The 25,905-nt window shown below is 74.1% G+C and carries 24 protein-coding genes; 8 read left to right on the forward strand and 16 right to left on the reverse strand.

All coding sequences use genetic code 11. The features are described 5' to 3' along the window. Positions 1–456 precede the first annotated feature (456 nt). Positions 457–1,722: a tyrosine--tRNA ligase gene (gene tyrS, locus K353_RS07585; protein ID WP_111552806.1), complete on the reverse strand. Its 1,266-nt coding sequence runs from the start codon at positions 1,720–1,722 to the stop codon at positions 457–459. A 217-nt stretch (positions 1,723–1,939) separates the two neighbouring features. Between tyrS and K353_RS07590 the strand changes: the two genes are divergently transcribed. Continuing rightward, complete coding sequence (locus K353_RS07590) at positions 1,940–2,536, forward strand: HNH endonuclease (protein ID WP_233533436.1); 597 nt, start codon at positions 1,940–1,942, stop codon at positions 2,534–2,536. Between the two features lie 80 nt (positions 2,537–2,616). Here K353_RS07590 and K353_RS07595 read toward each other — a convergent pair whose 3' ends face one another. From K353_RS07595 to K353_RS07620, 6 genes are all read right to left on the reverse strand, one after another. Further along, positions 2,617–4,560 (reverse strand): PQQ-binding-like beta-propeller repeat protein, encoded by a 1,944-nt coding sequence (locus tag K353_RS07595; RefSeq protein ID WP_111552807.1) that lies wholly within the window; start codon positions 4,558–4,560, stop codon positions 2,617–2,619. 145 nt (positions 4,561–4,705) lie between these two features. Further along, a complete protein-coding gene (locus K353_RS07600; RefSeq protein WP_111552808.1) occupies positions 4,706–5,002 on the reverse strand; it encodes a 4a-hydroxytetrahydrobiopterin dehydratase in 297 nt (98 codons plus the stop codon). Positions 5,003–5,090: 88 nt separating this feature from the next. Next, a complete protein-coding gene (locus K353_RS07605) occupies positions 5,091–5,858 on the reverse strand; it encodes a sulfite exporter TauE/SafE family protein (protein ID WP_111552809.1) in 768 nt (255 codons plus the stop codon). 168 nt (positions 5,859–6,026) lie between these two features. Next, positions 6,027–7,049, reverse strand: a complete 1,023-nt coding sequence (locus K353_RS07610) for an SPFH domain-containing protein (protein ID WP_111552810.1) — start codon at positions 7,047–7,049, stop codon at positions 6,027–6,029. 11 nt (positions 7,050–7,060) lie between these two features. After that, positions 7,061–7,495, reverse strand: coding sequence for an NfeD family protein (locus tag K353_RS07615; protein WP_111552811.1), 435 nt, complete (start codon positions 7,493–7,495; stop codon positions 7,061–7,063). A 156-nt stretch (positions 7,496–7,651) separates the two neighbouring features. Next, positions 7,652–8,443 carry an ABC transporter ATP-binding protein gene (locus tag K353_RS07620; protein ID WP_111552812.1) on the reverse strand — a complete coding sequence of 264 codons (792 nt, stop codon included), beginning with the start codon at positions 8,441–8,443 and terminating at the stop codon, positions 7,652–7,654. A 132-nt stretch (positions 8,444–8,575) separates the two neighbouring features. Between K353_RS07620 and K353_RS07625 the strand changes: the two genes are divergently transcribed. Then, the gene (locus K353_RS07625; protein ID WP_111552813.1) at positions 8,576–9,373 is read left to right on the forward strand and encodes a hypothetical protein; all 798 of its coding nucleotides are present in this window, start codon (positions 8,576–8,578) and stop codon (positions 9,371–9,373) included. A gap of 46 nt (positions 9,374–9,419) precedes the next feature. Here the strand turns inward: K353_RS07625 and K353_RS07630 are convergent, their stop codons facing one another. From K353_RS07630 to K353_RS07645, 4 genes are all read right to left on the reverse strand, one after another. Beyond that, complete coding sequence (locus K353_RS07630) at positions 9,420–10,064, reverse strand: response regulator transcription factor (protein WP_111552814.1); 645 nt, start codon at positions 10,062–10,064, stop codon at positions 9,420–9,422. Continuing rightward, positions 10,057–11,196 carry a GAF domain-containing sensor histidine kinase gene (locus K353_RS07635; RefSeq protein ID WP_111552815.1) on the reverse strand — a complete coding sequence of 380 codons (1,140 nt, stop codon included), beginning with the start codon at positions 11,194–11,196 and terminating at the stop codon, positions 10,057–10,059. Before K353_RS07635 ends, K353_RS07630 begins: the two co-directional genes overlap by 8 nt. Positions 11,197–11,316: 120 nt before the next feature. After that, positions 11,317–11,706: a nuclear transport factor 2 family protein gene (locus tag K353_RS07640; protein ID WP_111552816.1), complete on the reverse strand. Its 390-nt coding sequence runs from the start codon at positions 11,704–11,706 to the stop codon at positions 11,317–11,319. Positions 11,707–12,037: 331 nt separating this feature from the next. Continuing rightward, positions 12,038–14,746, reverse strand: a complete 2,709-nt coding sequence (locus K353_RS07645) for an FHA domain-containing protein (RefSeq protein WP_233533437.1) — start codon at positions 14,744–14,746, stop codon at positions 12,038–12,040. 290 nt (positions 14,747–15,036) lie between these two features. Here K353_RS07645 and serB point away from each other — a divergent pair, with 290 nt between their 5' ends. Then, positions 15,037–16,299, forward strand: coding sequence for a phosphoserine phosphatase SerB (serB, locus tag K353_RS07650; protein WP_199528034.1), 1,263 nt, complete (start codon positions 15,037–15,039; stop codon positions 16,297–16,299). Between the two features lie 73 nt (positions 16,300–16,372). Here serB and K353_RS07655 read toward each other — a convergent pair whose 3' ends face one another. The 3 genes from K353_RS07655 to K353_RS07660 form a co-directional block, all read right to left on the reverse strand. Beyond that, complete coding sequence (locus K353_RS07655; protein ID WP_111552819.1) at positions 16,373–16,900, reverse strand: histidine phosphatase family protein; 528 nt, start codon at positions 16,898–16,900, stop codon at positions 16,373–16,375. A 120-nt stretch (positions 16,901–17,020) separates the two neighbouring features. Next, positions 17,021–17,143 carry an SGM_5486 family transporter-associated protein gene (locus K353_RS36475; RefSeq protein WP_255410667.1) on the reverse strand — a complete coding sequence of 41 codons (123 nt, stop codon included), beginning with the start codon at positions 17,141–17,143 and terminating at the stop codon, positions 17,021–17,023. A 10-nt stretch (positions 17,144–17,153) separates the two neighbouring features. Beyond that, the gene (locus K353_RS07660; RefSeq protein ID WP_111552820.1) at positions 17,154–18,506 is read right to left on the reverse strand and encodes an MFS transporter; all 1,353 of its coding nucleotides are present in this window, start codon (positions 18,504–18,506) and stop codon (positions 17,154–17,156) included. 94 nt (positions 18,507–18,600) lie between these two features. On the opposite strand from K353_RS07660, the gene K353_RS07665 reads away from it, so the two are divergent. Then, on the forward strand, positions 18,601–19,272 hold the full coding sequence (locus K353_RS07665; protein ID WP_100840133.1) for a FadR/GntR family transcriptional regulator: 672 nt from the start codon (positions 18,601–18,603) through the stop codon (positions 19,270–19,272). An 89-nt stretch (positions 19,273–19,361) separates the two neighbouring features. On the opposite strand, the gene fabI is transcribed toward K353_RS07665, so the two are convergent. Continuing rightward, positions 19,362–20,129 carry an enoyl-ACP reductase FabI gene (gene fabI / locus K353_RS07670; protein WP_111552821.1) on the reverse strand — a complete coding sequence of 256 codons (768 nt, stop codon included), beginning with the start codon at positions 20,127–20,129 and terminating at the stop codon, positions 19,362–19,364. Between the two features lie 2 nt (positions 20,130–20,131). Continuing rightward, positions 20,132–20,851, reverse strand: coding sequence for a 3-oxoacyl-[acyl-carrier-protein] reductase (gene fabG / locus K353_RS07675; protein ID WP_111552822.1), 720 nt, complete (start codon positions 20,849–20,851; stop codon positions 20,132–20,134). A 253-nt stretch (positions 20,852–21,104) separates the two neighbouring features. On the opposite strand from fabG, the gene K353_RS36810 reads away from it, so the two are divergent. The 4 genes from K353_RS36810 to K353_RS07695 all read left to right on the forward strand — a co-directional run bounded on the left by K353_RS36810 (position 21,105) and on the right by K353_RS07695 (position 25,872). Next, positions 21,105–22,235, forward strand: a complete 1,131-nt coding sequence (locus K353_RS36810; RefSeq protein ID WP_111552823.1) for an MBL fold metallo-hydrolase — start codon at positions 21,105–21,107, stop codon at positions 22,233–22,235. Positions 22,236–22,371: 136 nt separating this feature from the next. Beyond that, positions 22,372–23,898 (forward strand): TldD/PmbA family protein, encoded by a 1,527-nt coding sequence (locus K353_RS07685; protein ID WP_111552824.1) that lies wholly within the window; start codon positions 22,372–22,374, stop codon positions 23,896–23,898. Then, positions 23,898–25,292, forward strand: coding sequence for a metallopeptidase TldD-related protein (locus tag K353_RS07690; protein ID WP_111552825.1), 1,395 nt, complete (start codon positions 23,898–23,900; stop codon positions 25,290–25,292). Before K353_RS07685 ends, K353_RS07690 begins: the two co-directional genes overlap by 1 nt. Before the next feature lie 31 nt (positions 25,293–25,323). After that, on the forward strand, positions 25,324–25,872 hold the full coding sequence (locus K353_RS07695) for an RNA 2'-phosphotransferase (protein WP_111552826.1): 549 nt from the start codon (positions 25,324–25,326) through the stop codon (positions 25,870–25,872). Positions 25,873–25,905: the final 33 nt, after the last annotated feature.

Genomic DNA, 25,905 nt, shown 5'->3' on the forward strand with positions numbered 1-25,905 from the left:
GGCCGGGGATGTCAACATATCTGGCGTTGACTTTTGGCACGCTGTTGAGTTCTCAAGGAACGGACGCTTCCTTCGACCGGCCTTCCGACCGCATCTCCGGGCGCTTCGTTCTTCCGTGTTCCCAGCTTATCAGAGGTTTTCCGCTCCGTTTTCCGGAGTTTCATTCGATCCGATTCGCTTTCGCCTTTCGGCGTTCCCGAACTCTACCAGAGTGATTCGGTCCGCTTTTCCATCCGGAATTCGAATGGACGCGCGACGAATCGCTCATCAGGGTTTGGGGGGTTCCGCCTCCCGGACCCAGCCGGTTCAGGCGACTCGGACTACGTTAGGTCACCGGGACGGGCGAGTCAAACACGACGGGGCCGGATCTGGCTGGATCCGGCCCCTGTTCGCGGTCTCCGCAGGTCAACTGCAGTCTGGTTCAAGCCGTCTGCCGACAACTGGCGGGCGGACGACTCACGCGTCGGCGAGTTCGACGGCGGCGAGGTTGCGCTTGCCGCGGCGCAGGACGAGCCAGCGGCCGTGCAGGAGGTCGTCGGTGGTGGCGGCGGCTTCCTCGTCGGTGACCTTGGCGTTGTTGAGGTAGGCGCCGCCCTCCTTGATGGTGCGGCGGGCGCCGGAGCGGCTGGGGGCCAGGCCGGATTCGACCAGCAGGTCGACGAGCTGGCCGAGTTCGGTGACCGTCGCCTTCGGGACCTCGGCGAGGGCCGCGGCGAGGGTGGCGGGTTCGAGGTCGGCGAGGTCGCCCTGGCCGAAGAGGGCCTTGGAGGCGGCGACGGCGCGCTCGTACTGCTCGGCGCCGTGGACGAGGGTGGTGAGTTCCTCGGCGAGGGCGCGCTGGGCGAGGCGGGCGGCGGGGCGTTCGACGGTGTCGCGTTCGAGCTGCTCGATCTCCTCGTGGCTGCGGAAGGAGAAGATCCGCAGGAACTTGGGGATGTCGCGGTCGTCGGCGTTCAGCCAGAACTGGTAGAAGGCGTAGGGGGTGGTGAGTTCGGGGTCGAGCCAGACGGTGCCGGACTCGGTCTTGCCGAACTTGGTGCCGTCGGCCTTGGTGATCAGCGGGGTGGCGAGGGCGTGCACGGAGCGGCCCTCGGCCTTGCGGATCAGGTCGCTGCCGGCGGTGAGGTTGCCCCACTGGTCGCTGCCGCCGGTCTGCAGGGTGCAGTCGTAGCGGCGGTTCAGCTCCAGGAAGTCCATGCCCTGGAGGATCTGGTAGCTGAACTCGGTGTAGCTGATGCCCGCGTCGGAGTTGAGTCTGCGGGCCACCGCCTCCTTGGCGATCATGTGGTTGACGCGGAAGTACTTGCCGACGTCGCGCAGCAGGGAGATGGCCGACATGCCGGACGTCCAGTCCAGGTTGTTGACCATGCGGGCGGCGTACTCGCCCTCGAAGTCGAGGAAGCGGGCCACCTGGCCGCGCAGGCGCTCGACCCAGCCGGCCACCGTCTCGGGGTCGTTGAGGACGCGCTCGGCGGTGGGCTTGGGGTCGCCGATCAGGCCGGTCGCGCCGCCGACCAGGCCGAGCGGGAGGTTCCCGGCCTGCTGGATGCGGCGCATGGTGAGGATCTGGACCAGGTTGCCGAGGTGCAGGCTGGGGGCGGTCGGGTCGAAGCCGCAATAGAACGTGACCGGGCCGTCCGCGAACGCCTTGCGCAGTGCGTCCTCGTCAGTGGACAGGGCGATCAGCCCGCGCCACTGCAGCTCGTCGACGATGTCGGTCACGGTCCCGCGTCTCCTTCGGTCGGGTGCCCGGCGCGGTGGGGCCCGGTGGGCGGCGCGCCTGGACGGTTCCAGCGGGGTAGAGCCTACGCGCTCGGGGTCCGGGGGTTTCGGCGCAGGTCGGTGGGCGGGGGCGGAAATTCCGTTGTTCGGGGGGAGGCGGGCGTTCACAGTGGTGCCACCGCCGTGCGGCGGGGGCGAGCACCGGAGGTGGCCCGTTATGCGCAACACCCTTGTCCTGAACGCGAGCTACGAACCGTTGAGCACGGTGCCGCTGCGCCGTGCCGTGGTGCTGGTCCTCCAGGACAAGGCGGTGGTCGAGCAGGCGCATCCGCTGCGGGTGGTGCGCGGCTCGGGGGTGCAGCTGCCGGTGCCGCGGGTGATCAGGCTGACCAGGTACGTGCGGGTGCCGTTCCGACAACGGGCTCCGTGGTCGCGGCGGGGGGTGCTGGCGCGGGACCAGTTCCTGTGCGCGTACTGCGGGCGGCGGGGCAGCACGGTGGACCACCTGGTGCCCAAGTCGCGCGGTGGGGCGGACAGTTGGCTGAACACGGTGGCGGCCTGCGCGGAGTGCAACCAGCGCAAGGCGGACCGGACGCCGGAGCAGGCGGGGATGCGGCTGCTGCGGCGGCCGTTCGAGCCGACGCCGGAGGCGACGTTGATGCTCGCGCTCGGGTTGCGGGCGGGTGAGCTGGGGGAGCTGGCCGCCTGGCTGCCGGGGGGCCGGAGCCCGGCGGCGACCGTAGCGGCGACCGTACCGACGGTCGCAGCGGTGGCCGTACCGGCGGTGACCGTGCCGGTGACGGCGAGCGCGTGAGAGGCCGACGGGCCCGACCTGATCAGGGGACAGGTCGGGCCCGTCGTCGTGCTGCGGGCCGCAGCTGGGCGGGGGCGGGATCAGCCCTTGCTGGTGAAGGCCGTGACCGCGCTGTAGTTGGAGGCGTGCTCGGGGACGGCCACCAGGTGCCCGGTAGAGGTGCGCACCCGGCCGGCCGTGAGCAGCGAGCCGGTGCCCTGCGGGAAGGCGCCGCCCTGGGTCTCCTGGCCGCCGGAGAGCGCGAAGCGGCTGAGGTGGGCGGGCTGGTCGCCGTGCTCGTCGGCGGCGACCACCAGGCCGCCGGCGTCGACCCCGATCGGGCGGGCCTTGCTCTTCTCGGCGACGGGGGTGCGCCACTGCGGCTTGCCGGTGCTGAGGTCGTAGGCGGTGATCGCGGTGGGGTTGCCGCCGCTCTCGGGGACGACCGCGGCGAACATCGTGCTGCCCTGGAAGTACACGCCGGGGACGGGGTCGAAGCCGCCGCGGCCGACGTCCAGCCGGCCACCGCCCTCGACGGCGAGCGGGATCTCGGCGGCCGGGTCGCCCTCGGCGCCCCAGGCGAACACCCGCTCGTCCTCGGGCTTCTCGCCGGTGGTGAGCACCACGGCGGGTTCGGCGGAGAGCACGGTGACGGTGGTGGGCTGGTTGTTCAGGCCGCGCCAGAACCTGACCTTGCCGTCGGAGACGTTGAGCGCGACGGCCTGGTCGGCGGGCGTGGAGTCGGCGCAGCGGCTGTGCAGCACCACGACGGAGGCGCCGGCGTTGCCGGAGAGCGTGCAGAACTTGCCCTGGCCGGTGTACTGCCAGGCTTCGGCGCCGTCGGCGGCGGCCCAGGCGGCGGCCTTGTCCTCGCCGACCGCGATCACCTTGTCGTCGGTGACGGCGACGTGGGTGGTGTAGCCGTCCTTGGCGTCGGAGAGCGTCTTCGTCCAGACCGCCTGGCCGGACTTGGTGTCGACGGCGGCGACGGTGCTGCACGGGCTCTTCGGGTCGGCGGCGGGGCGGTAGACGACCGCGCCGAGGCCGGAGCCGTTGACGGCCGGGGAGAGGCCGCAGGGGACGGCGCCGTCGGCGGGGGCCTTGAGCTCCCAGGCGGGCTTGCCGTCGGCGAGGGCGTAGGCATGCACGCCCGTCCCGTCGGCGCGGACCACGGTGTCGGCCAGCAGCCAGCTGCCGGCCAGGGTGTCGTCGGCGCCCTGGGTGTCGGCGGCGGGCTGGGCGGCCACCGTCCAGGCCTTGGTGTGGGCGACGGCGATGTTCTGCGAGGCGCCCTGGGCGGTCTTGGCGGCGGGCGTCCCGGCGTCGTCGTCGGAGGTCGCGAGCACGCCCGCGGTGATCAGCACGGCCAGGGCGGCGACGCCCGCGCCGACCCGGATCGCCAGGCCGCGGCGGGTGGGCGCGCCCTCGCCGGAGAGCACCGCGGCCCGGGCCCGGGCGGCGAGGCCGGTGGCGGCGGGCCGCTCCCGGCCGGGGGCCGGCGCGCCGGACGGGCCGGTGCCGGCGGGGACGCCGTCGCCGCCGGGGGCGAACGGGTCCTCGGCGCTGGTCTGCGGGTAGTCGGAGGCGGGGGCCGGGCCGGACGCGGAGGCGGCCCCGGCGGCGGGCCGCTGCCCGTACGGTGCGGCCTGCGGCGGGTCGAACGGGCTCGGGCCGGGCTCGGCGGGCGCGTAGAGCTGCTGGGCCGACGGGTCCTGGTAGCCGGTCGGCTGCCCGGCGTAGGGCGCCTGCTGCTCCGGGTAGCCGTAGCCGTGCTGCGGCTGGTCCTGGTAGGGCTGCTCCTGGTAGCCGTACGCCTGCTGCCGGTCCGGGTAGGGGTGCTGCCCGTAGGCGGACTGCTGGTCCGGGTAGCCGTAGCCCTGCTGCTGCGGGTCGGCGTAGGACGCCTGCTGCTCCGGGTGGCCGTAGGGCTGCGGCTGCTCGCCGTGGGGCTGCTGCCCGTACGCCTGCTGTTCCTGGTGGCCCTGCTGCTGGGGGTACCACGGTTGCTGGTCGTACCCGGGGGTCGTGGATGGTTCCTGAGCCATGCGTTCCGTCCGTCCCGACTGCGGTCTGGCAAGGGGCCAGCATCTCACGGCGCGGGGGCGGGACTTGCCCGGGCTGCCGCGGGGGCCGACGGGGTCCGGGCGGGGCCGGACGGACGGGGGACGGGGGCGGCGGGGGCGGGCGGGGTCAGGCGGCGGCGTCGAGGGCGCGGTCGATCAGGTGGGCGAGTGTGATGTCGAGGCTGGTCAGGCCGCCGGCGCTGTGGGTGGTGAGCAGGAAGGTGAGGGTGCGCCAGCGGATGTCGATGTCGGGGTGGTGGTCGAGTGCCTCGGCCTGTTCGGCGACGGCGCCGACGACCCTGATCGCGGTGGGGAAGCTCGCGGTCTCGGCGGTGCGGGTGAGGGCCTCGCCGGTGCGGGTCCACTGCGGGAGGTCGGCGAGGGCGTGGGCGATCTGCTCCTCGCTGAGGCGGGTGCGGCTCATGGCGGTCTCCGTCCGGGCTGCGGCCGCGGGGCGGCCGTGACTCACCGCCGAGCCTACGTCGCCCGGGAGAGGGGGCAGCGGGGGAGGTTCAGAAGAAGAGCAGTTTGGTGACGGCGGCGAGGCCGACCAGGACGATCAGGGCGCGCAGCGCGATCGGCGGCAGGCGGCGGCCGACCCTGGCGCCGATCGCGCCGCCGAGGGTGGCGCCGACGGCGACCAGCAGGGCGGCGGTCCAGTCGATGCTGGAGGCGAAGAGGAAGAAGACTGCGGCGACGCCGTTGACGAGCATCGCGAGGACGTTCTTGATGCCGTTGACGGTCTGGAGGTCGTCGGGGAGCAGCATGCCCATCAGGGCGAGCAGCAGGACGCCCTGGGCGGCGCCGAAGTAGCCGCCGTAGACGCCGGTGAGGCCGATGCAGAACAGCAGCGGCCAGCCGCCGTCGGCGGTCGCGGCGCTGCCGGCGGCGGCGCGGCGGGCGGCCATCGCGCGGGCCACCCGGGGTTGCAGGACGACCAGGACCAGGGCAGTGAGGATGAGGACCGGGACGACGGCCTCGAAGGCGCTGCCGGGAAGGGTGATCAGCAGGGCGGCGCCGGTGAGTCCGCCGAGCAGCGAGGCGGTGCCGAAGCGGAGCAGGCGGTGGCGCTGGCCGGCGAGTTCGGCGCGGTAGCCGATCGCGCCGGCCAGTGAACCGGGCACCAGGCCGAGGGAGTTGGAGACGTTGGCGGTGACGGGGGGCAGGCCGACGGCAAGCAGGACGGGGAAGGTGATCAGGGTGCCGGAGCCGACGATGGTGTTGATGGTCCCGGCGGCGACACCGGCCAGCAGGACGGCGGTCATCTCCCACAGCGTCATCGGCTTCCCCCTCGTTGGCTGCTGTCGCGCCGGTCGATCATGCCGGAGCGGCGCGCGGCTTGGCCAGGGCGGTCCGCCATCCGGAACGGGCCCGGAACGCGCCCGGAACGGACCCGGGCCCCGGCCGACGCGGACGTCGGACGGGGCCCGGGCGGGGCGGGGTGCCGGTTACTCGTCGATCTTGGGGTACTCGCGGGTGGGCTCGACCCGGGGGCGGGCGGTCTTGTTCTCGGTGTCCACCGGGCGCGGGCCGGTGGCCGGGTCGACCGGGACGCGGGCGGCGGGCGGCGGGACGGCCGCCGCCGCGGGGGCGCCGCCGCCGGTGACGCCCTGGAAGGCGCCGCCGAGGCCCTTGAGCGCGTCGCCGACCTCGCTGGGGATGATCCAGAGCTTGTTGGCGTCGCCCTTGGCGAGCTCGGGCAGGGTCTGGAGGTACTGGTAGGCGAGCAGCTTCTGGTCGGCGTCGCCCTCGTGGATGGCCTCGAAGACGGTGCGGATCGCGGCGGCCTCGCCGTCGGCCTTGAGGACGGCGGCCTGCGCCTCGCCCTCGGCCTGGAGCACGGCGGCCTGCTTCTCGCCCTCGGCGCGCAGGATCTGGGCCTGCCGGGCGCCTTCGGCGGTGAGGATCGCGGCGCGCTTGTCGCGGTCGGCGCGCATCTGCTTCTCCATCGAGTCCTGGATGGAGGTCGGCGGCTCGATCGCCTTCAGCTCGACCCGGTTGACCCGGATGCCCCAGCGGCCGGTGGCCTCGTCCAGCACGCCGCGCAGGCCGGCGTTGATGACCTCGCGGGAGGTCAGGGTGGACTCCAGGTCCATCGAGCCGATGATGTTGCGCAGGGTGGTGACGGTGAGCTGCTCGATCGCCTGGATGTAGCTGGCCACCTCGTAGGTCGCGGCCCGCGGGTCGGTCACCTGGTAGTAGATGACGGTGTCGATGTTGACGACCAGGTTGTCCGAGGTGATGACGGGCTGCGGGGGGAACGGGACGACCTGCTCGCGCAGGTCGATCCGGTTGCGGATGGTGTCGATGAACGGGACGACGATGTTCAGGCCGGCGCTGAGGGTACGGGTGTAGCGGCCGAAGCGCTCCACGATCGCCGCGCTGGCCTGCGGGATCACCTGGATCGTCTTGATCAGGGCGATGAAGGCCACCACGACCAGGACGATCAGGACGATGAGGACGGGTTCCAAGCGCTTCTCCCCTAGACGACCAGGGCGGTGGCGCCCTGGATTTCGACGACGTCGACCTGCTGCCCCGGCTCGAACACCGAGCCCGGGTGGAGCGCGCGGGCCGACCAGATCTCGCCGTTGAGCTTGATCCGTCCGCCCTCTCCCCCGTCGACTGTTTGCTGTACCACTGCGGTGGCGCCGGTCAGCGCCTCCACGCCCGTGCGGTAGGCCGGGCCCTTCTTGAGCTGGCGGTACGCGATCGGGCGGACGAACACCAGCAGCGCGGCCGAGACCGCGACGAACACCAGGAACTGCGGGACCGCACCGCCGCCCAGACCGGCCGTCAGCGCGGCGGCGCCGGCGCCGACCGCGAACATCGCGAACTCGGGCATCGCGGTGACCACCAGCGGAATGCCCAGGGCGACGGCGAGCAGCAGCCACCAGATCCAGCTGTCCACGGGCTCCATCCTAGGGAAGTCGGGTCTCTCCCCGCGTAGCTTCCCGCAGGTGGGGCAGCGGAAACCGGCCGTGTGTACGACCGGCCCCGTCCACCGGTCCCGCCCGCCGGTCGCCGCCGCGCGTCCCGGCGGCGCGGTTCAGCGGAACGACAGGCCCCGCGCGGTTCAGCCGAGCGGCAGGCCCTGCGCGGTCCACCGGTCGCCGCGCTGCTCCAGGGTCAGCGGCAGGCCGAAGCAGTGCGAGAGGTTGCGGGCGGTGAGGGTGGTCTCGATCGGACCGGCCGTCATCACCTTGCCCTGACGGATCATCAGCACGTGGGTCATGCCGGGGACGATCTCCTCGACGTGGTGGGTGACCATCACCATGGACGGCGCGTACTCGTCCCCGGCGAGCGCGGCGAGGCGGCGGATCAGGTCCTCCCGGCCGCCGAGGTCGAGGCCGGCGGCGGGCTCGTCGAGCAGCAGCAGCTCGGGGTCGGTCATCAGGGCGCGGGCGATCAGGGTGCGCTTGCGCTCGCCCTCGGAGAGGCTGCCGAACTTGCGGCCGACGAAGCCGGCCATGCCGAGCCGGTCGAGCAGCAGCAGGGCGCGCTGCTCGTCGGAGTCCTCGTAGGTCTCCTTGCCGTGCACGGTCTGCCCGTAAGCGGCGGTCAGCACCGTCTCCAGCACGGTCTGGCCGACCGGCAGCTTCTCGTACATCGCGGCACTGGCCAGGCCGATCCGGGCCCGCTGCTCGAACACGTCGACCTGGTCGAGCTTCTCGCCGAGCACCACGGCCTCGCCGGAGCTGGGGAACAGGTAGGCGCCGGCGATCTGGAGCAGCGTGGTCTTGCCCGCGCCGTTCGGGCCGAGCACCACCCAGCGCTCGCCCTCCCGGACCGACCAGGACACGTGATCGACGAGCGCGCGCCCCTCCCGGACCACGGAAACGTCCACCAGCTCCAGCACGTCGCTCATGCCTACGCCTTCCCCAAATGCAAGAATCCGGCCGTCCGCGGGACCTGGGCGTGAGGTCCTCGGGGTGCGGTCCACCTGTGTCAGGCCAAACCTACGCCACCCGCCCGGCGCGCTTGTCCGTAGGCTGGTCGGATGCTCGCGACTCCTGCCGACAATCCGTACCAAGAACCCCGTTCGGGGCGGCTCACCGCCTGGGGCAACGCGCTGCTGACCGGCGCCTCCTCCCCCGACGACGCGGTCGCCGCCGTCCAGGGCGCGGACGACGCCCACCGGGTGACCGGCCTGCCCGGCGAGGCCCCGGACTCGCTGCACGGCCTGACCTGGGCGCTGGGGCGGCTGCGCGCGCTGGGCGCGCGGGGCCTGCGGCTGGCCCTCCCGGTGGCCGGGCACCCGCTCGGGCTGACCGGCCCGCCCGCGTTCAACGCGCTGGCGCTGGGCGCCGGCGAGGCCGTCCTGGCGGTCGGCGTCCCGTACGGGCTGGTGCCGGAGGTCGAGGTGTACGGGCCGGCCGGCGACCAGGGCGTGCGGGTGCTGTGGCAGTGCCTGCCGGTCGAGGACGCGCCGCCCGCCGACGTGCCCTCGCTGGACGAGGCCGAGCGCGAACTGGCCGACGGGCTGCGGGAGGCCACCGCCGCGCTGACCCGGCTGGACGTGGCGGGGGCCGGGCCGGAGACGCTGCGCGCCCTGGAGTCCTTCCGCCGACAGGGCCACCGCGAGCTGCTGGCGCCCGGCTACCCGCCGCGCGCGGTGCGGGTGCTGCAGTCGGCCCGGCAGGTGTCCGCGCTGCTGCACATCGCGGCGGGCGGGCACGGGGCGGCGGTCTCCGCCTCCGAGATGGCCGCCCGGCGGGAGACCCTCGCCCCGCTGGACCGCACCGCCCGGCGGGCCCAGGTCGCGGCGCACAACGCGGCGGTGGACGAGCGGCGCTGACCGGTTCCCCGCCCCCGCTCACGGGCGTCGGCCCCGCCCGCGGGCGTCAGCCCTGGTGGCGGACGGCCCACAGGGCGGCCTGGGTGCGGTCGGCGACGTCCAGCTTCATCAGGATGTTCGACACGTGCGTCTTGACCGTCTTCTCCGACAGGTGCAGGGCGCGGGCGATCTCCCGGTTGGAGCGGCCGTCGGCGATGTGCGAGAGCACCTCGCGCTCCCGGTCGGTGAGGGTGCCGCCGCGGCCCTGCGGCACGGCCGGGAGGTCCTCGGCGAGCAGCGCGGCGGCCAGTTCGGGCTGGAGCAGGACGTGTCCGGCGTGCACCGAGCGGATCGCCCCGGCCAGCGCCTCCGGGTCGACGTCCTTGTACACGTAGCCCGCGGCGCCCGCGCGCAGCGCCGGGACGACGGTGCGGTGCTCGGTGAAGCTGGTGACGATCAGCACCCGGGCCGCGCTGCCGCGCTCGCGCAGCAGGCGCAGCGCCTCGATGCCGTCGACCTTGGGCATCTTGAGGTCCATCAGGACCACGTCGGGGGCGAGTTCGGCGGCCCGCTCGACGGCCTCGGCGCCGTCGGCGGCCTCGCCGACCACCTCGATGTCGTCCTGCACCTCCAGGAAGGTGCGCAGGCCGCGCCGGACCACCTGGTGGTCGTCCACCAGCAGCACGCGGATCGGTGACGCGGTGTCAGGCACCGGGGACCTCCAGTTCGACCAGGGTGCCCCGGCCCGGGGCGGACTCCAGGGACAGCCGGCCGCCGACCGCGGCGGCCCGGTCGCGCATCGACACCAGCCCGAGGTGCCGGCCGGCCCGGCGCACCGACTCGGGGTCGAAGCCGCGGCCGTCGTCGCGGACGGTCAGCTTGACGCCGCGGCTCGGGGTGCCGGTGAGGGTGACCGTGACGGTGCCGGCCCGGGCGTGCCGCAGCGCGTTGTGCAGCGCCTCCTGGGCGACCCGCAGGACGGCCGCCTCCTGGGCGGCGGGCAGCGCGCGGACGCCGGTGGCGGTGAAGGCGACGGCGGCGCTGTGCGCCCGGTCCAGCACCTGGACCTGCGAGGCGAGGGTGGCCACCAGGCCGTCCTCCTCCAGCGCGGCGGGGCGCAGTTCGACGACCACGGCGCGCAGTTCGTCGGCGGCCTCGGCGGCGAGCCGGGCCACCTCGGCCAGGTGGTCGCGGGCCCGGGCCGGGTCCCGGTCGACCAGCTTGGCGGCGGCGCGGGCGGTCAGCCGCAGCGAGAACAGCTTCTGCGAGACGGCGTCGTGCAGGTCGTGGGCGATCCGGGCCCGCTCGCCGGACAGGGTCAGTTCGCGGCTGCGCTCGTAGAGCCGGGCGTTGCCGAGGGCGAGCGCGGCGTGCGCGACCAGGATGCGCAGCAGTTCCTCGTCGTGGTCGGTGAAGCCGCCGGGCTTGTTGGCCAGGAACAGGGCGCCGGCGATCTCGCCCTCGTCCATGATCGGCATCCCGAGGAAGTCGGTCATGTCCGGGTGGGCGTCCGGCCAGCCGCCGAACGCGGGCGCGGTGCGGACGTCCTCCAGCCGGGTGGGTGCGCGGTCGTGCAGCATCGAGGCCAGCACGCCGTGCTGGCGCGGCAGCGGGCCGATCGCCCGCCACTGCTCGTCGCTCACCCCGTCCACCACGAACTGGGCGAACCCGCCGTGGTCGTCCGGCAGCCCGAGCGCCGCGTACTCGGCCCCGAGCAGGGTGCGCGCGGAGGCGGTGATCCGGCGCAGCACCTCCCGGACCTCCAGCGGCCGGGACATCGCCAGCACCGCCGTGCTGACCGCCTCGATCGCCTGCAACGACGGGTCGCACCGGGGACTGTCCATGCCGCCCACGCTACCGCCGCGATCACGCCCCCACCTCGGGCCCCGGACCTAGGACGGAGGGCCCGGAGCGGGGCGGTGACCGCGGACGGCGCGGCGGATCGGCGGGTCGGCGGGTCGGCGTCAGAACATGCCGTTGCCGTTGGCGGACCCGGTGGGGACGTCCTGGATGACGTCCCAGTGCTCGACGACCTTGCCGCCCTCCAGGCGGAAGTAGTCGGCGAGCGCGCGGCCGGGGTTGTCCGGGTTCCCGGGTTCGAGGTCGAGGTGGGCGTGGGTGGCGACCAGGTCGCCCTCGGCGATGACGCGCTTGATGTGCAGGCGCAGGTCGGGGTACTCGCCGCGGAGCCAGCGCACGAAGCCGACGAACGCCTCCGGGCCGTCCTGGGCGTCGGGGTTGTGCTGGACGTAGACGGGTCCGAAGTGGTCGGCGACGGCCTTCTCCGGGTCTCCGCCGAACGCGGTCGTGTAGTAGTCGACGACGACCCGCTTGTTCTCTTCGAGCTGCGACATGACGTACTTCCTCTCCAGGGGGGCTCCCCGGGGACGACCGTCGCGGAAGCAAGGGGTTGCGCGGCACCGGGGAACCAGGATTTCTCGACTGGTCTGCCCTCGCGTCGTGGTGGCCGCCTGGGCGGGCGCGCCGACGCTGGTACCACTTTCCCTTGCCGCCCGGAATACCGGGCGTACGGCAGGATCGACCGCCGTACGGCGGCGATCTCCTGTCGCACCCCCCACGGTACCGGCCGGGCGCCGACCGCGTGGGGCGCGAAGGTCCCGGGGCCACGGGACGGAGGACCCGGGAACGGCGAAGGGCCCCCGCGGGGGCCCTTCGGACGTGCGGTCAGCCGTTCTGCATGACCTCGGGTTCGTGGCGCTTCTGGAAGCGCTGGATGGCGAAGCCCAGGCCCGCCGCGATCAGGACCAGGACGAACCAGTTGAGGAACATGATGCCCGCCGAGTGGTCCCAGAGGGAGTCCAGCGGGGCGGTCTCCGGGGGCTTGGCCACGACCACCGGGGAGATGTGGGCGAGGTCGAGCGTGTTGCCGCTGGCGGCGACGCCCCAGCGGGCGGGCATCAGCCAGCCGAGCTGCTCCAGGCCGGGCTTGTCGAAGAGCTGGAAGATCGCGCCGGTGAAGACCATCTGGACGATGGCGAACATGACCAGCAGCGGCATGGTCTTCTCGGCGGTCTTGACCAGCGAGGAGATCGCCAGGCCGACCATCATGGAGGTGAAGCTGAGCAGGATCACGCCGACGGACATCTCGACCGCGGGCAGGTGCTTGAGGATCAGGCCCTCGGCGGGGAGGGTGCGGACCTTGAAGGCGATCGCGGAGATGATGCCGCCCTGGAGGAAGCTGATCGCGCCGAGCACGATGAACTTCGAGGCCAGGTAGGCGGAGCGGGACAGGCCGGTGGCGCGCTCCCGCTCGTAGATCGCGCGTTCCTTGATGAGTTCGCGGACCGAGTTCGCCGAGCCGGACAGGCAGGCGGAGAACGCGACGACCATCAGGATCAGCCGGGCGACGTCGTTGCGGCCGTTGCCGCACGGGGCCAGGCCGCACTTGTCGGGGATGACGGCGGAGACCGCGCCGAGGACCAGCGGCAGCAGCAGGGACAGCGCGATGAAGCCCTTGTCGGAGGCGATCACCGCCAGGTAGCGGCGGATCAGCGTCCACAGCTGGGAGCCCCAGCTCTGCGGCTTGGGCGGGCGGAGCTGGTTGACGGCGTTGGGCTGCTGCACCTGGGAGACGGCGGCGTCCACGTTGGCCGAGTACTGCTGGTGGTGGACGGAGTTGCGGTAGCGGCCGGCCCAGTCGTGGTCGGGGTAGTTCTCGAACGCCTGGAAGACGTCGGCCCAGGTCTCGTAGCCGAAGAAGTGCAGCGCCTCGCCGGGCGGGCCGAAGTAGGCCACCGAGCCGCCGGGGGCCATCACCAGCAGCCGGTCGCAGAGCGCGAGTTCGGCGACCGAGTGGGTGACGACGAGGACGGTGCGGCCGTCGTCGGCCAGGCCGCGCAGGGTCTGCATGACCTCGCGGTCCATGCCCGGGTCGAGGCCGGAGGTGGGCTCGTCCAGGAAGATCAGCGAGGGCTTGGTGAGCAGCTCCAGGGCGACCGAGACGCGCTTCTGCTGGCCGCCGGAGAGCGCGGTGATCCGGTTGTCGGCGCGCTTGTCCAGGCGCAGTTCGTACAGCACCTCGTCGATCCGGCGCGCGCGCTCGGCGGCCTCGGTGTCGCCGGGGAAGCGCAGCTGGGCCGCGTACTTGAGGGCGGTGCGGACGGTGAGTTCCTTGTGCAGGATCTCGGACTGCGGGACGAGGCCGATCCGGGAGCGCAGTTCGGCGAACTGGCGGTACAGGTTGCGGCCGTCGTAGAGCACGTCGCCGCGGTCGGCGGGGCGGTAGCCGGTGAGGGCGCGCAGCAGGGTGGACTTTCCGGAGCCGGACGGGCCGATCACCGCGACCAGGGACTTCTCCGGGACGGAGAAGCTGACGTCGTCGAGCAGGACCTTCTTGCCGCCCTTGAAGTCGACCTCGACGGTCAGGTGGTGGGCGGAGAAGGAGACGGCGCCGTTGTCGACGAACTCCTGGAGCTGGTCGCCGACCAGCACGAAGGAGGAGTGGCCGACGGTGAGCCGGTCCTGCGGGCCCATCAGCTGGCGGCGGGTGGGCTGGCCGTTGAGGAAGATCCCGTTGTGGCTGCCGAGGTCGACGATCTCCCAGCGGCCGTCCGGGAGTTGGCGCAGTTCGGCGTGGTGGCGGGAGACCTGGAGGTCGGAGACCACGATGTCGTTGTCGAGCGCGCGGCCGATCCGGATGGTGCGGCCGCCGGCCAGGCTGCGGATCATCGTCGGGTGGCCGAGCCCGCCGGCCGGGGCGCCCGGCTGCGGCGGCCCGGCCGGGACGTGCGGCTGCGCGGGCGGCGGCTCGGGGAACTGCTGCTGCACCGGGAACGGCTGCCGGGCCGGCGGCTGCGGCGGCTGGGCCTGCGGCGGGACGGGCGCGGGGGCCTGCTGCTGGGGGAAGCCGGGGCGCGGGGTGGGGGCGTCCCAGCCCTGCGGGATCGGCTGCTCGACCGGCGGCGGCCGGTGGCCCGGCCCGGCGGCCGGGCCGGGGCCGAACTGCGGCTGCTGGTACGGGGCCTGGCCCGGCTGCGGGCCGGCGGCGCGGCTGGTGGCGGCCTCGTGGATGCCGCCGCCCTGCGGGCCGGGGGCGGCGACCGGCGCGGTGAAGGCGAGCCGGGGTCCGTTCTGGCCGTTGCCGAGGTGCACGACGGTGCCGGGGTGGACCGCGGTCCGGGCGACCCGGGCCCCGGCGACGAAGGTCCCGTTGGTGGAGCCGTGGTCGGCGAGCTGCCAGGTGGCGCCGTCGAAGCTCAGGGCGGCGTGCCGCCAGGAGACCCGGGCGTCGTCGAACGGGAAGTCCGAGGCCGGATCGCGGCCGATGGTGTAGGCGCGGCCGGGTTCCAGTACCCGCTGCCGGCCGTCGATTTCAAGTACGAGTTGCGGCAACTCTCCGCCCGCCCTGCTCTCCGGTCCCCCAGGATGCTGCATCTGACGGGGGAATCATTCCAGCCCGGCGGGCGTACTCGGAAGTCGGGACGGGCTTCTGTGACCGCTCGGCAACCAGGTCGGGGCGGTTCCGGGGCATCCGGCGGGCCGCCGGGTCGGGCCCGGGAGGGCCGCCGGGACGGCCCGGGACGACCGGGGACGGGCCCGGGACGACCGGGGACGGGCGCGGGAGGAGCACCCGGACGGGTGCCGGGCGGCGGGTCCGGCGGGCGTCCCACGCACCGGACGCCTGCGGTCGGGGCGCGGGCGGTCCGGGTAGCGTGGGGGGCACCATGAACGCAACTGATCCGGCCGCTCAGGCCCTTTCCGCCGCGCCGCCCGTGAGCACCGACGCCGAGCGCACGCTGCTGGTCAAGGTGTTCGGCAAGGACCGCCCCGGGCTCACCGCGGGCCTGTTCGACCGGCTCGCCGGTTTCGGCGTCGAGGTGATCGACATCGAGCAGGTGGTGACCCGTGGCCGGATAACGCTGTGCGCCCTGGTCACTCCCCCGGCCGCGCCGGGCGCGGAGGGCACGCTGCGGGTGACCGTGCACCGCTGGGCGGAGGAGCACAAGCTCCAGGCCGAGGTCATCTCCGGCACCGGCGACAACCGTTCGCGCGGCGAGGGCCGCTCGCATGTGACGGTGCTCGGCAATCCGCTGACGGCGGCGGCGGTGGCGGCGCTGTCGGCCCGGGTGTCGGAGACCGGCGGCAACATCGACCGGGTCTTCCGCCTCGCCAAGTACCCGGTGACGGCGGTGGAGTTGACCATCTCGGGGGTGCCCACCGAGGAGCTGCGCGCGGTGCTGGCGGCGGAGGCCGCGGCCCAGCGGGTGGACATCGCGGTGGTCCGGACGGGCCTGCACCGGCGGGCCAAGCGCCTGGTGGTGATGGACGTGGACTCCACGCTGATCCAGGACGAGGTGATCGAGCTGTTCGCGGCCCACGCGGGCTGCGAGGAGCAGGTCGCCGAGGTGACCGCGCAGGCGATGCGCGGCGAGCTGGACTTCGCCGAGTCGCTGCGCGCCCGGGTGGCGCTGCTGGCCGGGCTGGACGCCGCGGTCACCGAGAAGGTCCGCGCCGAGGTCCGGCTGACCCCGGGCGCCCGGACGCTGATCCGCACCCTCAAGCGGCTCGGCTACCAGGTGGCGATCGTCTCCGGCGGGTTCACCCAGGTCACCGACCACCTGGTGGAGCGGCTGGGCCTGGACTTCGCCGCCGCCAACACCCTGGAGATCGCGGACGGGAAGTTCACCGGCCGGGTGACCGGCGAGATCGTCGACCGGGCGGGCAAGGCCCGCTGGCTGGCCCGGTTTGCCGAGCGGGCCGGGGTGCCGCTGGAGCAGACGGTGGCGATCGGCGACGGCGCCAACGACCTGGACATGCTGAACGCGGCCGGGCTGGGCGTCGCGTTCAACGCCAAGCCGGTGGTCCGCGAGCAGGCCGACACCGCCGTGAACGTGCCGTTCCTGGACACCGTGCTGTACCTGCTCGGGGTGACCCGCGAGGAGGTCGAGGCGGCCGACGAGCTGGACGGCACGCCCACCGGGGACTGACCGGGCGCCGACGGCGAGGGGCGGCACCCGCGTACGGGTGCCGCCCCTGCGGCACGGAGGCGGTCTCCGCCGCTCAGTCCTGCGGCATGAAGTACGAGTCGAGCCGGGCCACCCCGGGCTCGACCAGCTTCCACGGCCCGCCGAAGCCGAGCACGGCCACCGCGGCGGGCGGGAAGCCGTTCAGGCGCAGCCGGTTGAGCGCCTCGGCGTCGCCCTCGTCGCCGGCCAGCACCTGGGTGAGGCCGAGCACGCCGGGGTTGTGGCCGACCAGCAGCAGGTCGGCGTGCTCGTCGGGGGTCTCCTGGATGACCTCGATCAGCCGGCCCGGCTGGGCCTCGTACACCCGGTCCTCGTAGGCCGTCTTCCGGGCCCGCTTGGGCAGCTCGTGGGCGACCAGCTTCCAGGTCTCCCTGGTCCGCAGCGCGGTGGAGCACAGCACGTGGTCGGGGTTGACCCCGGAGTCGGCCAGCCAGCGGCCGGCCGCGGTGGCCTGGCCGCGGCCGCGGTCGGCGAGCGGGCGGTCGTGGTCGTTGACCTGGTTGGGCCAGTCGGCCCGGGCATGGCGGAGGACGATGATCCTACGAGGGGTGTCTGCGCTCATACCCCTAGAGCTTCGCAGAAAACCGGCCTCCGGTCGCGCCGTCCGGGAAGCTGCCACCCCTGCGGGTGGCGGCGGCCCGGGGCCGCCGCCGGGCGGACCGTCGCCGGGCGGGCGGGCGGTTCAGCCCATCGCGTTGGCCACCGTCGCCACGATCGCGATCACCACCACGATGCCGGCGATCAGGCCGAGCATCTGCAGCAGCTTCTTCTGCCCGCCCTGCGGGTTCGGGTCGAGTACCGGCATGGCGCCGAGCCTAGCCGACGGCCTCGTCCTCGATGTGCCGGGCCCGGGCCGCGCGCAGGCCGACCAGCATCTGCGGCACCAGCAGCAGGGCGAGCAGGCCCAGCGGCAGGTACCAGCGGCCGGTGCCCTGGTAGAGCGCGCCCATCAGGATCGGGCCCGGGATGGAGATCAGGTAGCCCAGGCTCTGCGCGAACGCCGACAGCTGGGTCACCCCGCCCGGGGTGCGGGCGCGCAGGCCGAGCATGGTCAGCGCCAGCGGGAACGCGCACATCGACAGGCCGACCAGGACCGCCCACAGCCACGGCACCGTGCCGGCCGCGAGCATCAGCCCGAGGAAGCCGGCGATCCCGCACAGCCCGAGCACCACCACGTACAGCCGCTGGTCGCCGCGCCGGGCGGCCAGGTTCGGCAGCAGGAAGGAGACCGGCACGCTGACCGCCATCACCAGGGCCAGCAGCACGCCGGACGCCGACTCCGACACCCCGGCGTCGTGGTAGATCTTCGGCAGCCAGCCCATCGCGCTGTACGCGCTGGTCGACTGCAGGCCGAAGAACGCGGCCAGCGCCCACGCGGTGCGGCTGCGCAGGATCGGCAGCTTGACGTGCGCCGCCGGGGCGGCCGTTGCCGGGGCCGCCGCCGGGCCGGCCTTCTCCCGGCGCAGGAACAGCACCACCAGCCAGACCGCCAGCGCGGCCACCGCGAGCAGGCCCCACACGCCGAGGCCGAGCCGCCAGCTGCCGCCCATCGCGTCGGTCAGCGGGACGGTGGTGGCCGCGGCGAGCGAGGTGCCCACCGACAGCGCCATCGAGTACAGGCCGATCATCGGCGCCACCCGGTCCGGGAAGTACCGCTTGATCACCACCGGGATCAGCACGTTGGCCAGCGCCACCCCGGCCAGCGCCAGCGCGGTCAGCAGCAGGAAGACCACGGCGGAGCCGGTGAACGAGCGGGCCAGCACGCCCGCCGCGATCGCGGCCATGGCGGCCGTCACCACGGCGACCGGGCCCATCCGGCGGGCCAGGCCGGGCGCGCAGACGCCCAGCACCGCGAAGCACAGCGGCGGCACGGCGGCCAGCAGCCCGGCCGTCGTGGCGCTCATCCCCAGGCCGTCGCGGACCGGGTCGAGCAGCGCGCCGAGGCTGGTCACCACGGGGCGCAGGTTCACCGCGGCGGCGGCCACCGCGACGGCGAGCAGGACGGCGGCGGCGTCGCGCGCGGCCGTCCGGGCGGGCGGAGCGACGGACGGGGCAGCGGGCTGAGCGGCGGACGGGGCGGCGGGCTGAGCGGTGGGCGTACCCGCCGGTGGAGCGGCGGGCGGACGGCTCCCGGCCTCGGTGGTGGAGGGGTCTGCTGCGGTAGACATGGCGCAATCATAGAATCATGGGATGACTTAGCGCATCCCGGTATCCTGAAGACCTGGCCCGCCGGATGACCTGGCCCACAGAAGGAGCACGACCTTGGCGCTGTCGACCACCCGTCGCACCCCGCTCTCCGACCAGGTGATCGCCCAGCTCCGGGCCCAGATCACCTCCGGCGAGTGGCCGGTCGGCTCCCGCATCCCCACCGAGGCGGAGCTCGTCGACCAGCTCGGCGTCGCCCGCAACACCGTCCGCGAGGCCGTCCGCGCCCTCGCCCACAACGGGCTGCTCGACATCCGCCAGGGCTCCGGCACCTACGTCCTGGCCACCAGCGAGCTCGCGGGCGTGCTGCACCGCCGCTTCGCCGACGCCGACCAGGACCAGGTCGCCGAGCTGCGCGCCACCCTGGAGACCTCCGCCGCCGGCTTCGCGGCCCTCCGCCGCACCCCGCGCGACCTCGAACTCCTCGACGCCGCGCTGGCCCGCCGCGACGCCGCCTGGAACTCCGGCGTCCCCGAGGACTTCATCCAGACCGACGCCGCCTTCCACCAGGCCGTGGTCGCCGCCGCCCACAACGACGTGCTGGCCGCCGTCTACGCCGACCTCGGCGAGGTCCTGCGCGCCCACCTCCGCCACGACGTCGGCCCCGACCTGCTCCCGCACCGCTGGGTCCCGCACACCGCGATCCTCGACGCCATCCGGGCCGGCGACCCCGAGCGGGCCGCCGACGAGGCGGGCCGCGCCATCGGCTTCTGCAAGGAGAACCCCTAGCCCGGGGCCCCCGGGAACGCGGACGGGCGCGGCCGCGTCCCCGGGGGGAACGGCCGCGCCCGCGCGTGGAGCAGCTCGGAACGGGGTGCTCAGGCGCCGATCGCGTGCAGCCCGCCGTCGACGTGGATGATCTCGCCGGTGGTCTTCGGGAACCAGTCGCTGAGCAGGGCGACGACGCCGCGGCCGGCCGGCTCCGGGTCGGAGAGGTCCCACTTGAGCGGGGAGCGGGTGTCCCAGGTCGCGGCGAGGTCCGGGAAGCCGGGGATCGACTTCGCGGCCATCGACCCGATCGGGCCGGCCGAGATCAGGTTGCAGCGGATGTCGCGCGAGCCCAGGTAGCGGGCGAGGTACCGGTTGGTGGACTCCAGGGCGGCCTTCGCCGGGCCCATCCAGTCGTACTGCGGCCAGGCGAACTGCGCGTCGAAGGTCAGGCCGACCACCGAGCCGCCGTCCTGCATGAGCGGGAGCAGCGCCGTGGTGAGCGACTTGAGCGAGTACGCGGAGACCTGCATCGCGGTGGCGACCGACTCCCACGGGGTGTCGAGGAAGTTGCCGCCGAGGGCGTCCTGCGGCGCGAAGCCGATCGAGTGGACGACGCCGTCGAGGGTGGGCAGGTGCTCGCGGACCTGGTCGGCGATGCCGGCCAGCTGCTCCGCGCTGGAGACGTCGAGCTCCAGGACCTTGACCGGCCGGGGCAGCTTCTTGGCGATGCGCTCGGTGAGGCTGGGCCGGGGGAAGGCGGTGAGGATGATCTCGGCGCCCTGCTCCTGGGCGAGCCGCGCGGTGTGGAAGGCGATGGAGGACTCCATCAGCACGCCGGTGATCAGGATGCGCTTGCCTTCGAGAATTCCAGTCATGGTCAGTGGCCCATGCCCAATCCGCCGTCGACGGGAACGACGGCTCCGGTGATGTACGCGGCCTCGTCGGAGGCCAGGAACCGCACGGCCGAGGCGATCTCGGCGGGGGCGGCGTAGCGGCCCAGGGGGACGTCGGAGACGATCTCCTTGCGGCGCTCCTCGCTGAGCACGGCGGTCATGTCGGTGTCGACGAAGCCGGGCGCCACCACGTTGACGGTGATGCCGCGGGAGCCGAGCTCGCGGGCGAGGGAGCGGGCGAAGCCGACCAGGCCGGCCTTGGAGGCGGCGTAGTTGACCTGCCCCGCGGAGCCGCTGAGGCCGACCACCGAGGAGATCAGCACGACCCGGCCCTTGCGGGCGCGCAGCATCTTGGCGGCCGCGCGCTTGACCACCCGGAAGGTGCCGGTGAGGTTGGTGTCCAGGACGGAGGTGAAGTCCTCCTCGGACATGCGCAGCAGCAGGGTGTCCTTGGTGATGCCGGCGTTGGCGACCAGGACCTCGACCGGGCCGTGCGCGGCCTCGATCTCGGTGAAGGCGGCGTCGACCTGCTCGGCGTCGGTGATGTCGGCGCGGACGGCGAGGACGTCGTACTTGGCGAGCTCCGCCGGGACCTCGCCGCCCCGGCTGGTGATGGCGACCTTGTCGCCCGCCTCGGCGAAGCTCCGGGCGATCGCCAGACCGATGCCCCGGTTGCCTCCGGTGACCAGTACCGAGCGGCTCAAGGGTCCACCTCTCTCTCGATGTGCGTCGGCAGTGCACGCGCGACCGCGCGCAGTTCACCAGCGACGCTATCGGTAGGGTGCGATCCCGGGCGAAGCCGCCTCCGACAGGGGCGTCCGGCGAGAACTGTCGTATCCCCACAACGGGGCGGCGGGGGTCGCCGGGAACGCCGCACGGGCGGCGGGCGTTGCCCCGAAGGTGTTCCGGAGAGTCCGGGGCGCCGATTCCGGGCGAGCCGAACGGAGCGGACGCGAGATGAGTGGTGCACACCCTGGCCGGACGGGCCGCCGCAGGCTGGCGGCGCTGGCGGCGCTGGCCCTGGCGGGTGCGGCGGCGTGGGCGCTGCGCGAGGTCCCGGCCCAGTTCGGGCGCCGGCCGAGCAGGGCGGACCAGCGGCTGCGGGCCTCCCCGCAGTACCGCGACGGGGTGTTCCACAACGCTCCCTCCGAGGTGTCGGCCGGGGCGCCGGGCCGGCCGGACGCGGCGACGCTGCGCCGGATGCTGTTCGAGAAGGAGGGCCGGGTGCCGGCCGCCCCGGTGCCGCTGGCGGTGCCGGAGGTCTCCGACGGGTCGGCCGGGGGCGTCGCGGTGACGTGGTTCGGGCACGCCTCGGCGCTGCTGGAGCTGGACGGCTGCCGGGTGCTGGTGGACCCGATCTGGTCGGACCGCTGCTCGCCCTCGCAGCTGACCGGCCCGAAGCGGCTGCACCCGGTGCCGGTGGAGCTGGCCGAACTGCCGCAGGTGGACGCGGTGCTGATCTCGCACGACCACTACGACCACCTGGACATGGCGACGGTGCGCCGCCTGGTGGAGCTGCAGTCGGCGCCGTTCGCGGTGCCGCTGGGCATCGGCGGCCACCTGCGCCGCTGGGGCGTGCCGGAGCACCGGATCATCGAGCTGGACTGGGACGAGACCTGCACGCTCGGCGAGTTGACGCTGACGCTGACGGCCGCGCACCACTTCTCCGGCCGCAGCCTGGCCCGGAACACCACGCTGTGGGGCTCCTGGGTGGCGGCCGGCCCGCGGCACAAGGTGTTCTTCACCGGGGACTCCGGCTACTTCGAGGGCTTCGCCCGGATCGGCGAGCAGCACGGCCCGTTCGACGCAGCGCTGATGGCGGTCGGCGCCTACGACCCGGCCTGGGCGGACATCCACCTGAACCCGGAGGAGGCGGTGCGGGCGCACCTGGAGCTGCGCGGCGGGCTGCTGCTGCCGATCCACTGGTGCACCTTCAACCTGGCGCCGCACCCCTGGGCGGAGCCGGTGGAGCGGCTGCTGGCGGAGGCCAAGGCGCACGGCGTCCCGCTGGCGGTGCCGCGCCCGGGGCAGCGGGTGGAGGTGGCCAACCCGCCGGAGCTGGACGGCTGGTGGGAGGCCCTGGCGTAGCCCCGGCCTGACGGGGCATCAGGGTGGCGCGGCGGATATTTGCTGGCCGTACGCCCTGCGGCCGGGGATGATGCGAGCGGGTGCGCCCTCGGCCGGGGGCGGCCCGCCGCGCCCGACCCTCGACCCAGGGAGCCCGATGCCGCCCTCCGCGCTCGATCCTCAGTTCCTCTCCTACCCGTTGCGCCCGCTGGCGGACGCGGCCCTGTCCCGGGCCCGGCGGCTGGGGGTGGCGCACGCCGACTTCCGCCTGGAGCGGGTGCGTTCGGCGTCCTGGCGGCTGCGGGACGCCCGCCCGGCCGGCTCGTCGGACACGGTGCAGCTGGGCTTCGCCGTCCGCGTCCTGCTGGACGGCGCCTGGGGCTTCGCGGCGGGCGTCGACCTGACGCCGGAGGCGGCCGCGGCGGTGGCCGAGCAGGCGGTGGCGGTGGCCCGGCTGTCGGGCGGGATCAGCCGCGCGGCGGGCTCCGGCGAGCGGGTGGAGCTGGCCCCGGAGCCGGTCTACCCGGACGTCGAGTGGGTCTCCGCGTACGAGGTGAACCCGTTCGAGGTGCCGGACGCGGAGAAGACCGGCCTGCTGGCCGAGTGGTCGTCCCGGCTGCTGGCCGCCGACGGCGTGTCGCACGTGTCGGCCGCGGTGCTGACCGTGCAGGAGAACAAGTTCTACGCGGACACCGCGGGCACCGTGACGACCCAGCAGCGGGTGCGCCTGCACCCCTGGCTGGAGGCCACCAGCGTGGACGAGCGGACCGGCGCGTTCGACTCGATGCGCACCATCGCCCCGCCGGCCGGGCGCGGCTGGGAGTACCTGCGCGGCACCGGCTGGGACTGGGACGCCGAACTGGCCGAGCTGCCCGGGCTGCTGGCCGAGAAGATGCGCGCGCCGAGCGTCGCCGCCGGCCGCTACGACCTGGTGATCGACCCGTCCAACCTGTGGCTGACCATCCACGAGTCGATCGGCCACGCCACCGAGCTGGACCGCGCGCTGGGCTACGAGGCCGCCTACGCGGGCACCTCCTTCGCCACCTTCGACCGGCTCGGCAGCCTGGAGTACGGCTCCGAGCTGATGCACGTCACGGGCGACCGGACGGCCGAGCACGGCCTGGCCACCGTCGGCTACGACGACGAGGGCGTCGCCACCCAGTCCTGGGACCTGATCCGCGACGGCGTCCTGGTCGGCTACCAGCTCGACCGCCCGATGGCGCACCTCAAGGGCTTCGCGCGCTCCAACGGCTGCGCCTACGCCGACTCCCCGGCGCACGTGCCGGTGCAGCGGATGGCCAACGTCTCGCTCCAGCCGGCCGCCGGCGGGCCGGACACCGCGGGCCTGGTCTCCCAGGTGGAGAACGGGCTGTACATCGTCGGGGACCGCTCGTGGTCGATCGACATGCAGCGGTACAACTTCCAGTTCACCGGCCAGCGCGCCTACGCCATCCGCGGCGGCGAACTCGCCGGCCAGGTCAAGGACTTCGCCTACCAGGCCACCACCACCGACTTCTGGGGCTCGATGAGCGCCGTCGGCGGCCCGCAGACGTACGTGCTCGGCGGGGCCTTCAACTGCGGCAAGGCCCAGCCGGGCCAGGTCGCCGCGGTCAGCCACGGCTGCCCGTCCGCGCTGTTCCGCCAGGTCAACGTGCTCAACACCCAGCAGGAGGCGGGTCACTGATGTCCCTCACGCACCCCCACGAGCTGGTGGAACGCGCCCTCGAACTCTCCCGCGCGGACGGCTGCGTGGTGATCGCCGACGAGGAGTCCACCGCCAACCTGCGCTGGGCCGGCAACGGCCTGACCACCAACGGCGTCACCCGCGGCCGCCGTCTCACCGTGGTCTCCACCGCGGCCGGCGCCACCGGCACCGCCTCCGGCGTGGTCGCCCAGGAGGCCGTCACGCTCGACGAGGTCGAGCGGCTGGTGCGCGCCGCCGAGGCCGCCGCCCGGGCCGCCGGGCCCGCCGAGGACGCCCAGCCGCTGATCGAGGGCCGCGCGGCCGACCCGCGCTTCACCGAGGCCCCGGAGACCACCGACATCGGCGTCTTCGCCGACTTCGCCCCGGCCCTCGGCGAGGCGTTCGCCCGGGCCCGCGCGGGCGGCGAGCTGCTGTACGGCTTCGCCCGGCACGAGCGCACCACCTCCTACCTGGGCAGCTCCACCGGCCTGCGGCTGCGCCACGACCAGCCCACCGGCAGCGTCGAGCTGAACGCCAAGACCGCCGACCTGTCCGGCTCCGCCTGGGCCGGCGCCGCGACGCGGGACTTCACCGACGTCGACGTCACCGCCCTGCACACCGACCTGACCCGCCGCCTCGGCTGGGGCCGCAAGCGGATCGACCTGCCCGCCGGCCGGTACGAGACGCTGCTGCCGCCCTCGGCCGTCGCCGACCTGATGGTCTACCTCTCCTGGTCCTCCGGCGCGCGGGACGCGGCCGAGGGCCGCTCGGTCTTCTCCCGGCCCGGCGGGGGCACCAGGATCGGCGAGCGGCTCAGCCAACTGCCGCTCACCCTGCGCTCCGACCCGGCGGAGCCCGGCCTCCAGGCAGCGCCGTTCGTGCTCGCGCACTCCTCCGGCGAGAACGAGTCGGTCTTCGACAACGGCTTCCCGCTGGCCGCCACCGACTGGCTGCGCGAGGGCCGCCTCGCCAACCTGCTGTCCACCCGGCACTCCGCCGCCCTGGCCGGCCTGCCGCTCACCCCGCCGGTCGACAACCTGGTCCTGGAGACCGCCGCCCCCGGCGCGCCGACCCTGGACGAGATGGTCGCCCGCACCGAGCGCGGCCTGCTGCTCACCTGCCTCTGGTACATCCGCGAGGTCGACCCGGCCACCCTGCTGCTCACCGGCCTCACCCGGGACGGCGTCTACCTGGTCGAGCACGGCGAGGTGGTCGGCGCCGTGAACAACTTCCGCTTCAACGAGTCCCCGGTCGACCTGCTCGGCCGGATCACCGAAGTGGGCCGCACCGAACGCTGCCTGCCCCGCGAGTGGGGCGACTGGTTCACCCGGGCCGCGATGCCGCCGGTCCGGGTGCGCGACTTCCACATGAGCTCGGTCAGCCAGGCGTCCTGAGCCTGCCGACCCGCACCCCGGGGGGACCCCGATGGACGAGAAACGCACCGTGAAGGCGTCGAGGACGCTCTCCCGCATCCTGCGCCACGACCCGGGCTCCGTCGGGGTCGCCCTGGACCCGGCGGGCTGGGTCGAGGTCGACGCCCTGCTCGCCGCGCTCGGCCGGCACGGCCGCCCGCTGAGCCGCGCCGAGCTGGACCACGTCGTCGCCACCAACGACAAGCGCCGCTTCGCCTACTCCGCGGACGGCCGCTCGATCCGGGCCAGCCAGGGCCACACCGTCGAGGTCGACCTCGGCCTGCCCGCCGCCGTCCCGCCGGACGTGCTCTTCCACGGCACCGCCGAGCGCACCCTGCGGTTCGTCCTGGCCGAGGGCCTGCGCCCGATGTCCCGGCGGGACGTCCACCTCTCCGCCGACGCCGGGACGGCCGTCCGGGTCGGCTCCCGGCACGGCCGCCCCGTCGTCCTGGAGGTCGACGCGGCGGCGATGGCCCGGGACGGCCACGCGTTCCGGGTGTCGGCGAACGGCGTCTGGCTCACCGACGCGGTCCCCGTCGCGTACCTGCGCCGCACGCCCTGAGCCCGCGCCGCCCGCCGCGCCGGACCCGGGTGG

Source organism: Kitasatospora sp. SolWspMP-SS2h (genome assembly GCF_003259315.1).
Lineage (GTDB): Bacteria > Actinomycetota > Actinomycetes > Streptomycetales > Streptomycetaceae > Kitasatospora > Kitasatospora fiedleri.

Excerpts from the sequence above, each read along its gene's own strand:
- fabI (WP_111552821.1), bottom strand. The coding sequence starts at position 20,129 with ATGACTGGAATTCTCGAAGGCAAGCGCATCCTGATCACCGGCGTGCTG.
- K353_RS07590 (WP_233533436.1), top strand. The coding sequence starts at position 1,940 with ATGCGCAACACCCTTGTCCTGAACGCGAGCTACGAACCGTTGAGCACG.
- K353_RS07620 (WP_111552812.1), bottom strand. The coding sequence starts at position 8,443 with ATGAGCGACGTGCTGGAGCTGGTGGACGTTTCCGTGGTCCGGGAGGGG.
- K353_RS07605 (WP_111552809.1), bottom strand. The coding sequence starts at position 5,858 with ATGACGCTGTGGGAGATGACCGCCGTCCTGCTGGCCGGTGTCGCCGCC.
- K353_RS07615 (WP_111552811.1), bottom strand. The coding sequence starts at position 7,495 with ATGGAGCCCGTGGACAGCTGGATCTGGTGGCTGCTGCTCGCCGTCGCC.
- K353_RS07695 (WP_111552826.1), top strand. The coding sequence starts at position 25,324 with ATGGACGAGAAACGCACCGTGAAGGCGTCGAGGACGCTCTCCCGCATC.
- K353_RS07595 (WP_111552807.1), bottom strand. The coding sequence starts at position 4,560 with ATGGCTCAGGAACCATCCACGACCCCCGGGTACGACCAGCAACCGTGG.
- K353_RS07690 (WP_111552825.1), top strand. The coding sequence starts at position 23,898 with ATGTCCCTCACGCACCCCCACGAGCTGGTGGAACGCGCCCTCGAACTC.
- serB (WP_199528034.1), top strand. The coding sequence starts at position 15,037 with ATGAACGCAACTGATCCGGCCGCTCAGGCCCTTTCCGCCGCGCCGCCC.
- K353_RS36475 (WP_255410667.1), bottom strand. The coding sequence starts at position 17,143 with ATGCCGGTACTCGACCCGAACCCGCAGGGCGGGCAGAAGAAGCTGCTG.
- K353_RS07655 (WP_111552819.1), bottom strand. The coding sequence starts at position 16,900 with ATGAGCGCAGACACCCCTCGTAGGATCATCGTCCTCCGCCATGCCCGG.
- K353_RS07685 (WP_111552824.1), top strand. The coding sequence starts at position 22,372 with ATGCCGCCCTCCGCGCTCGATCCTCAGTTCCTCTCCTACCCGTTGCGC.
- K353_RS07600 (WP_111552808.1), bottom strand. The coding sequence starts at position 5,002 with ATGAGCCGCACCCGCCTCAGCGAGGAGCAGATCGCCCACGCCCTCGCC.
- K353_RS07625 (WP_111552813.1), top strand. The coding sequence starts at position 8,576 with ATGCTCGCGACTCCTGCCGACAATCCGTACCAAGAACCCCGTTCGGGG.
- K353_RS07635 (WP_111552815.1), bottom strand. The coding sequence starts at position 11,196 with ATGGACAGTCCCCGGTGCGACCCGTCGTTGCAGGCGATCGAGGCGGTC.
- K353_RS07645 (WP_233533437.1), bottom strand. The coding sequence starts at position 14,746 with ATGCAGCATCCTGGGGGACCGGAGAGCAGGGCGGGCGGAGAGTTGCCG.
- K353_RS07660 (WP_111552820.1), bottom strand. The coding sequence starts at position 18,506 with ATGTCTACCGCAGCAGACCCCTCCACCACCGAGGCCGGGAGCCGTCCG.
- K353_RS07640 (WP_111552816.1), bottom strand. The coding sequence starts at position 11,706 with ATGTCGCAGCTCGAAGAGAACAAGCGGGTCGTCGTCGACTACTACACG.
- K353_RS36810 (WP_111552823.1), top strand. The coding sequence starts at position 21,105 with ATGAGTGGTGCACACCCTGGCCGGACGGGCCGCCGCAGGCTGGCGGCG.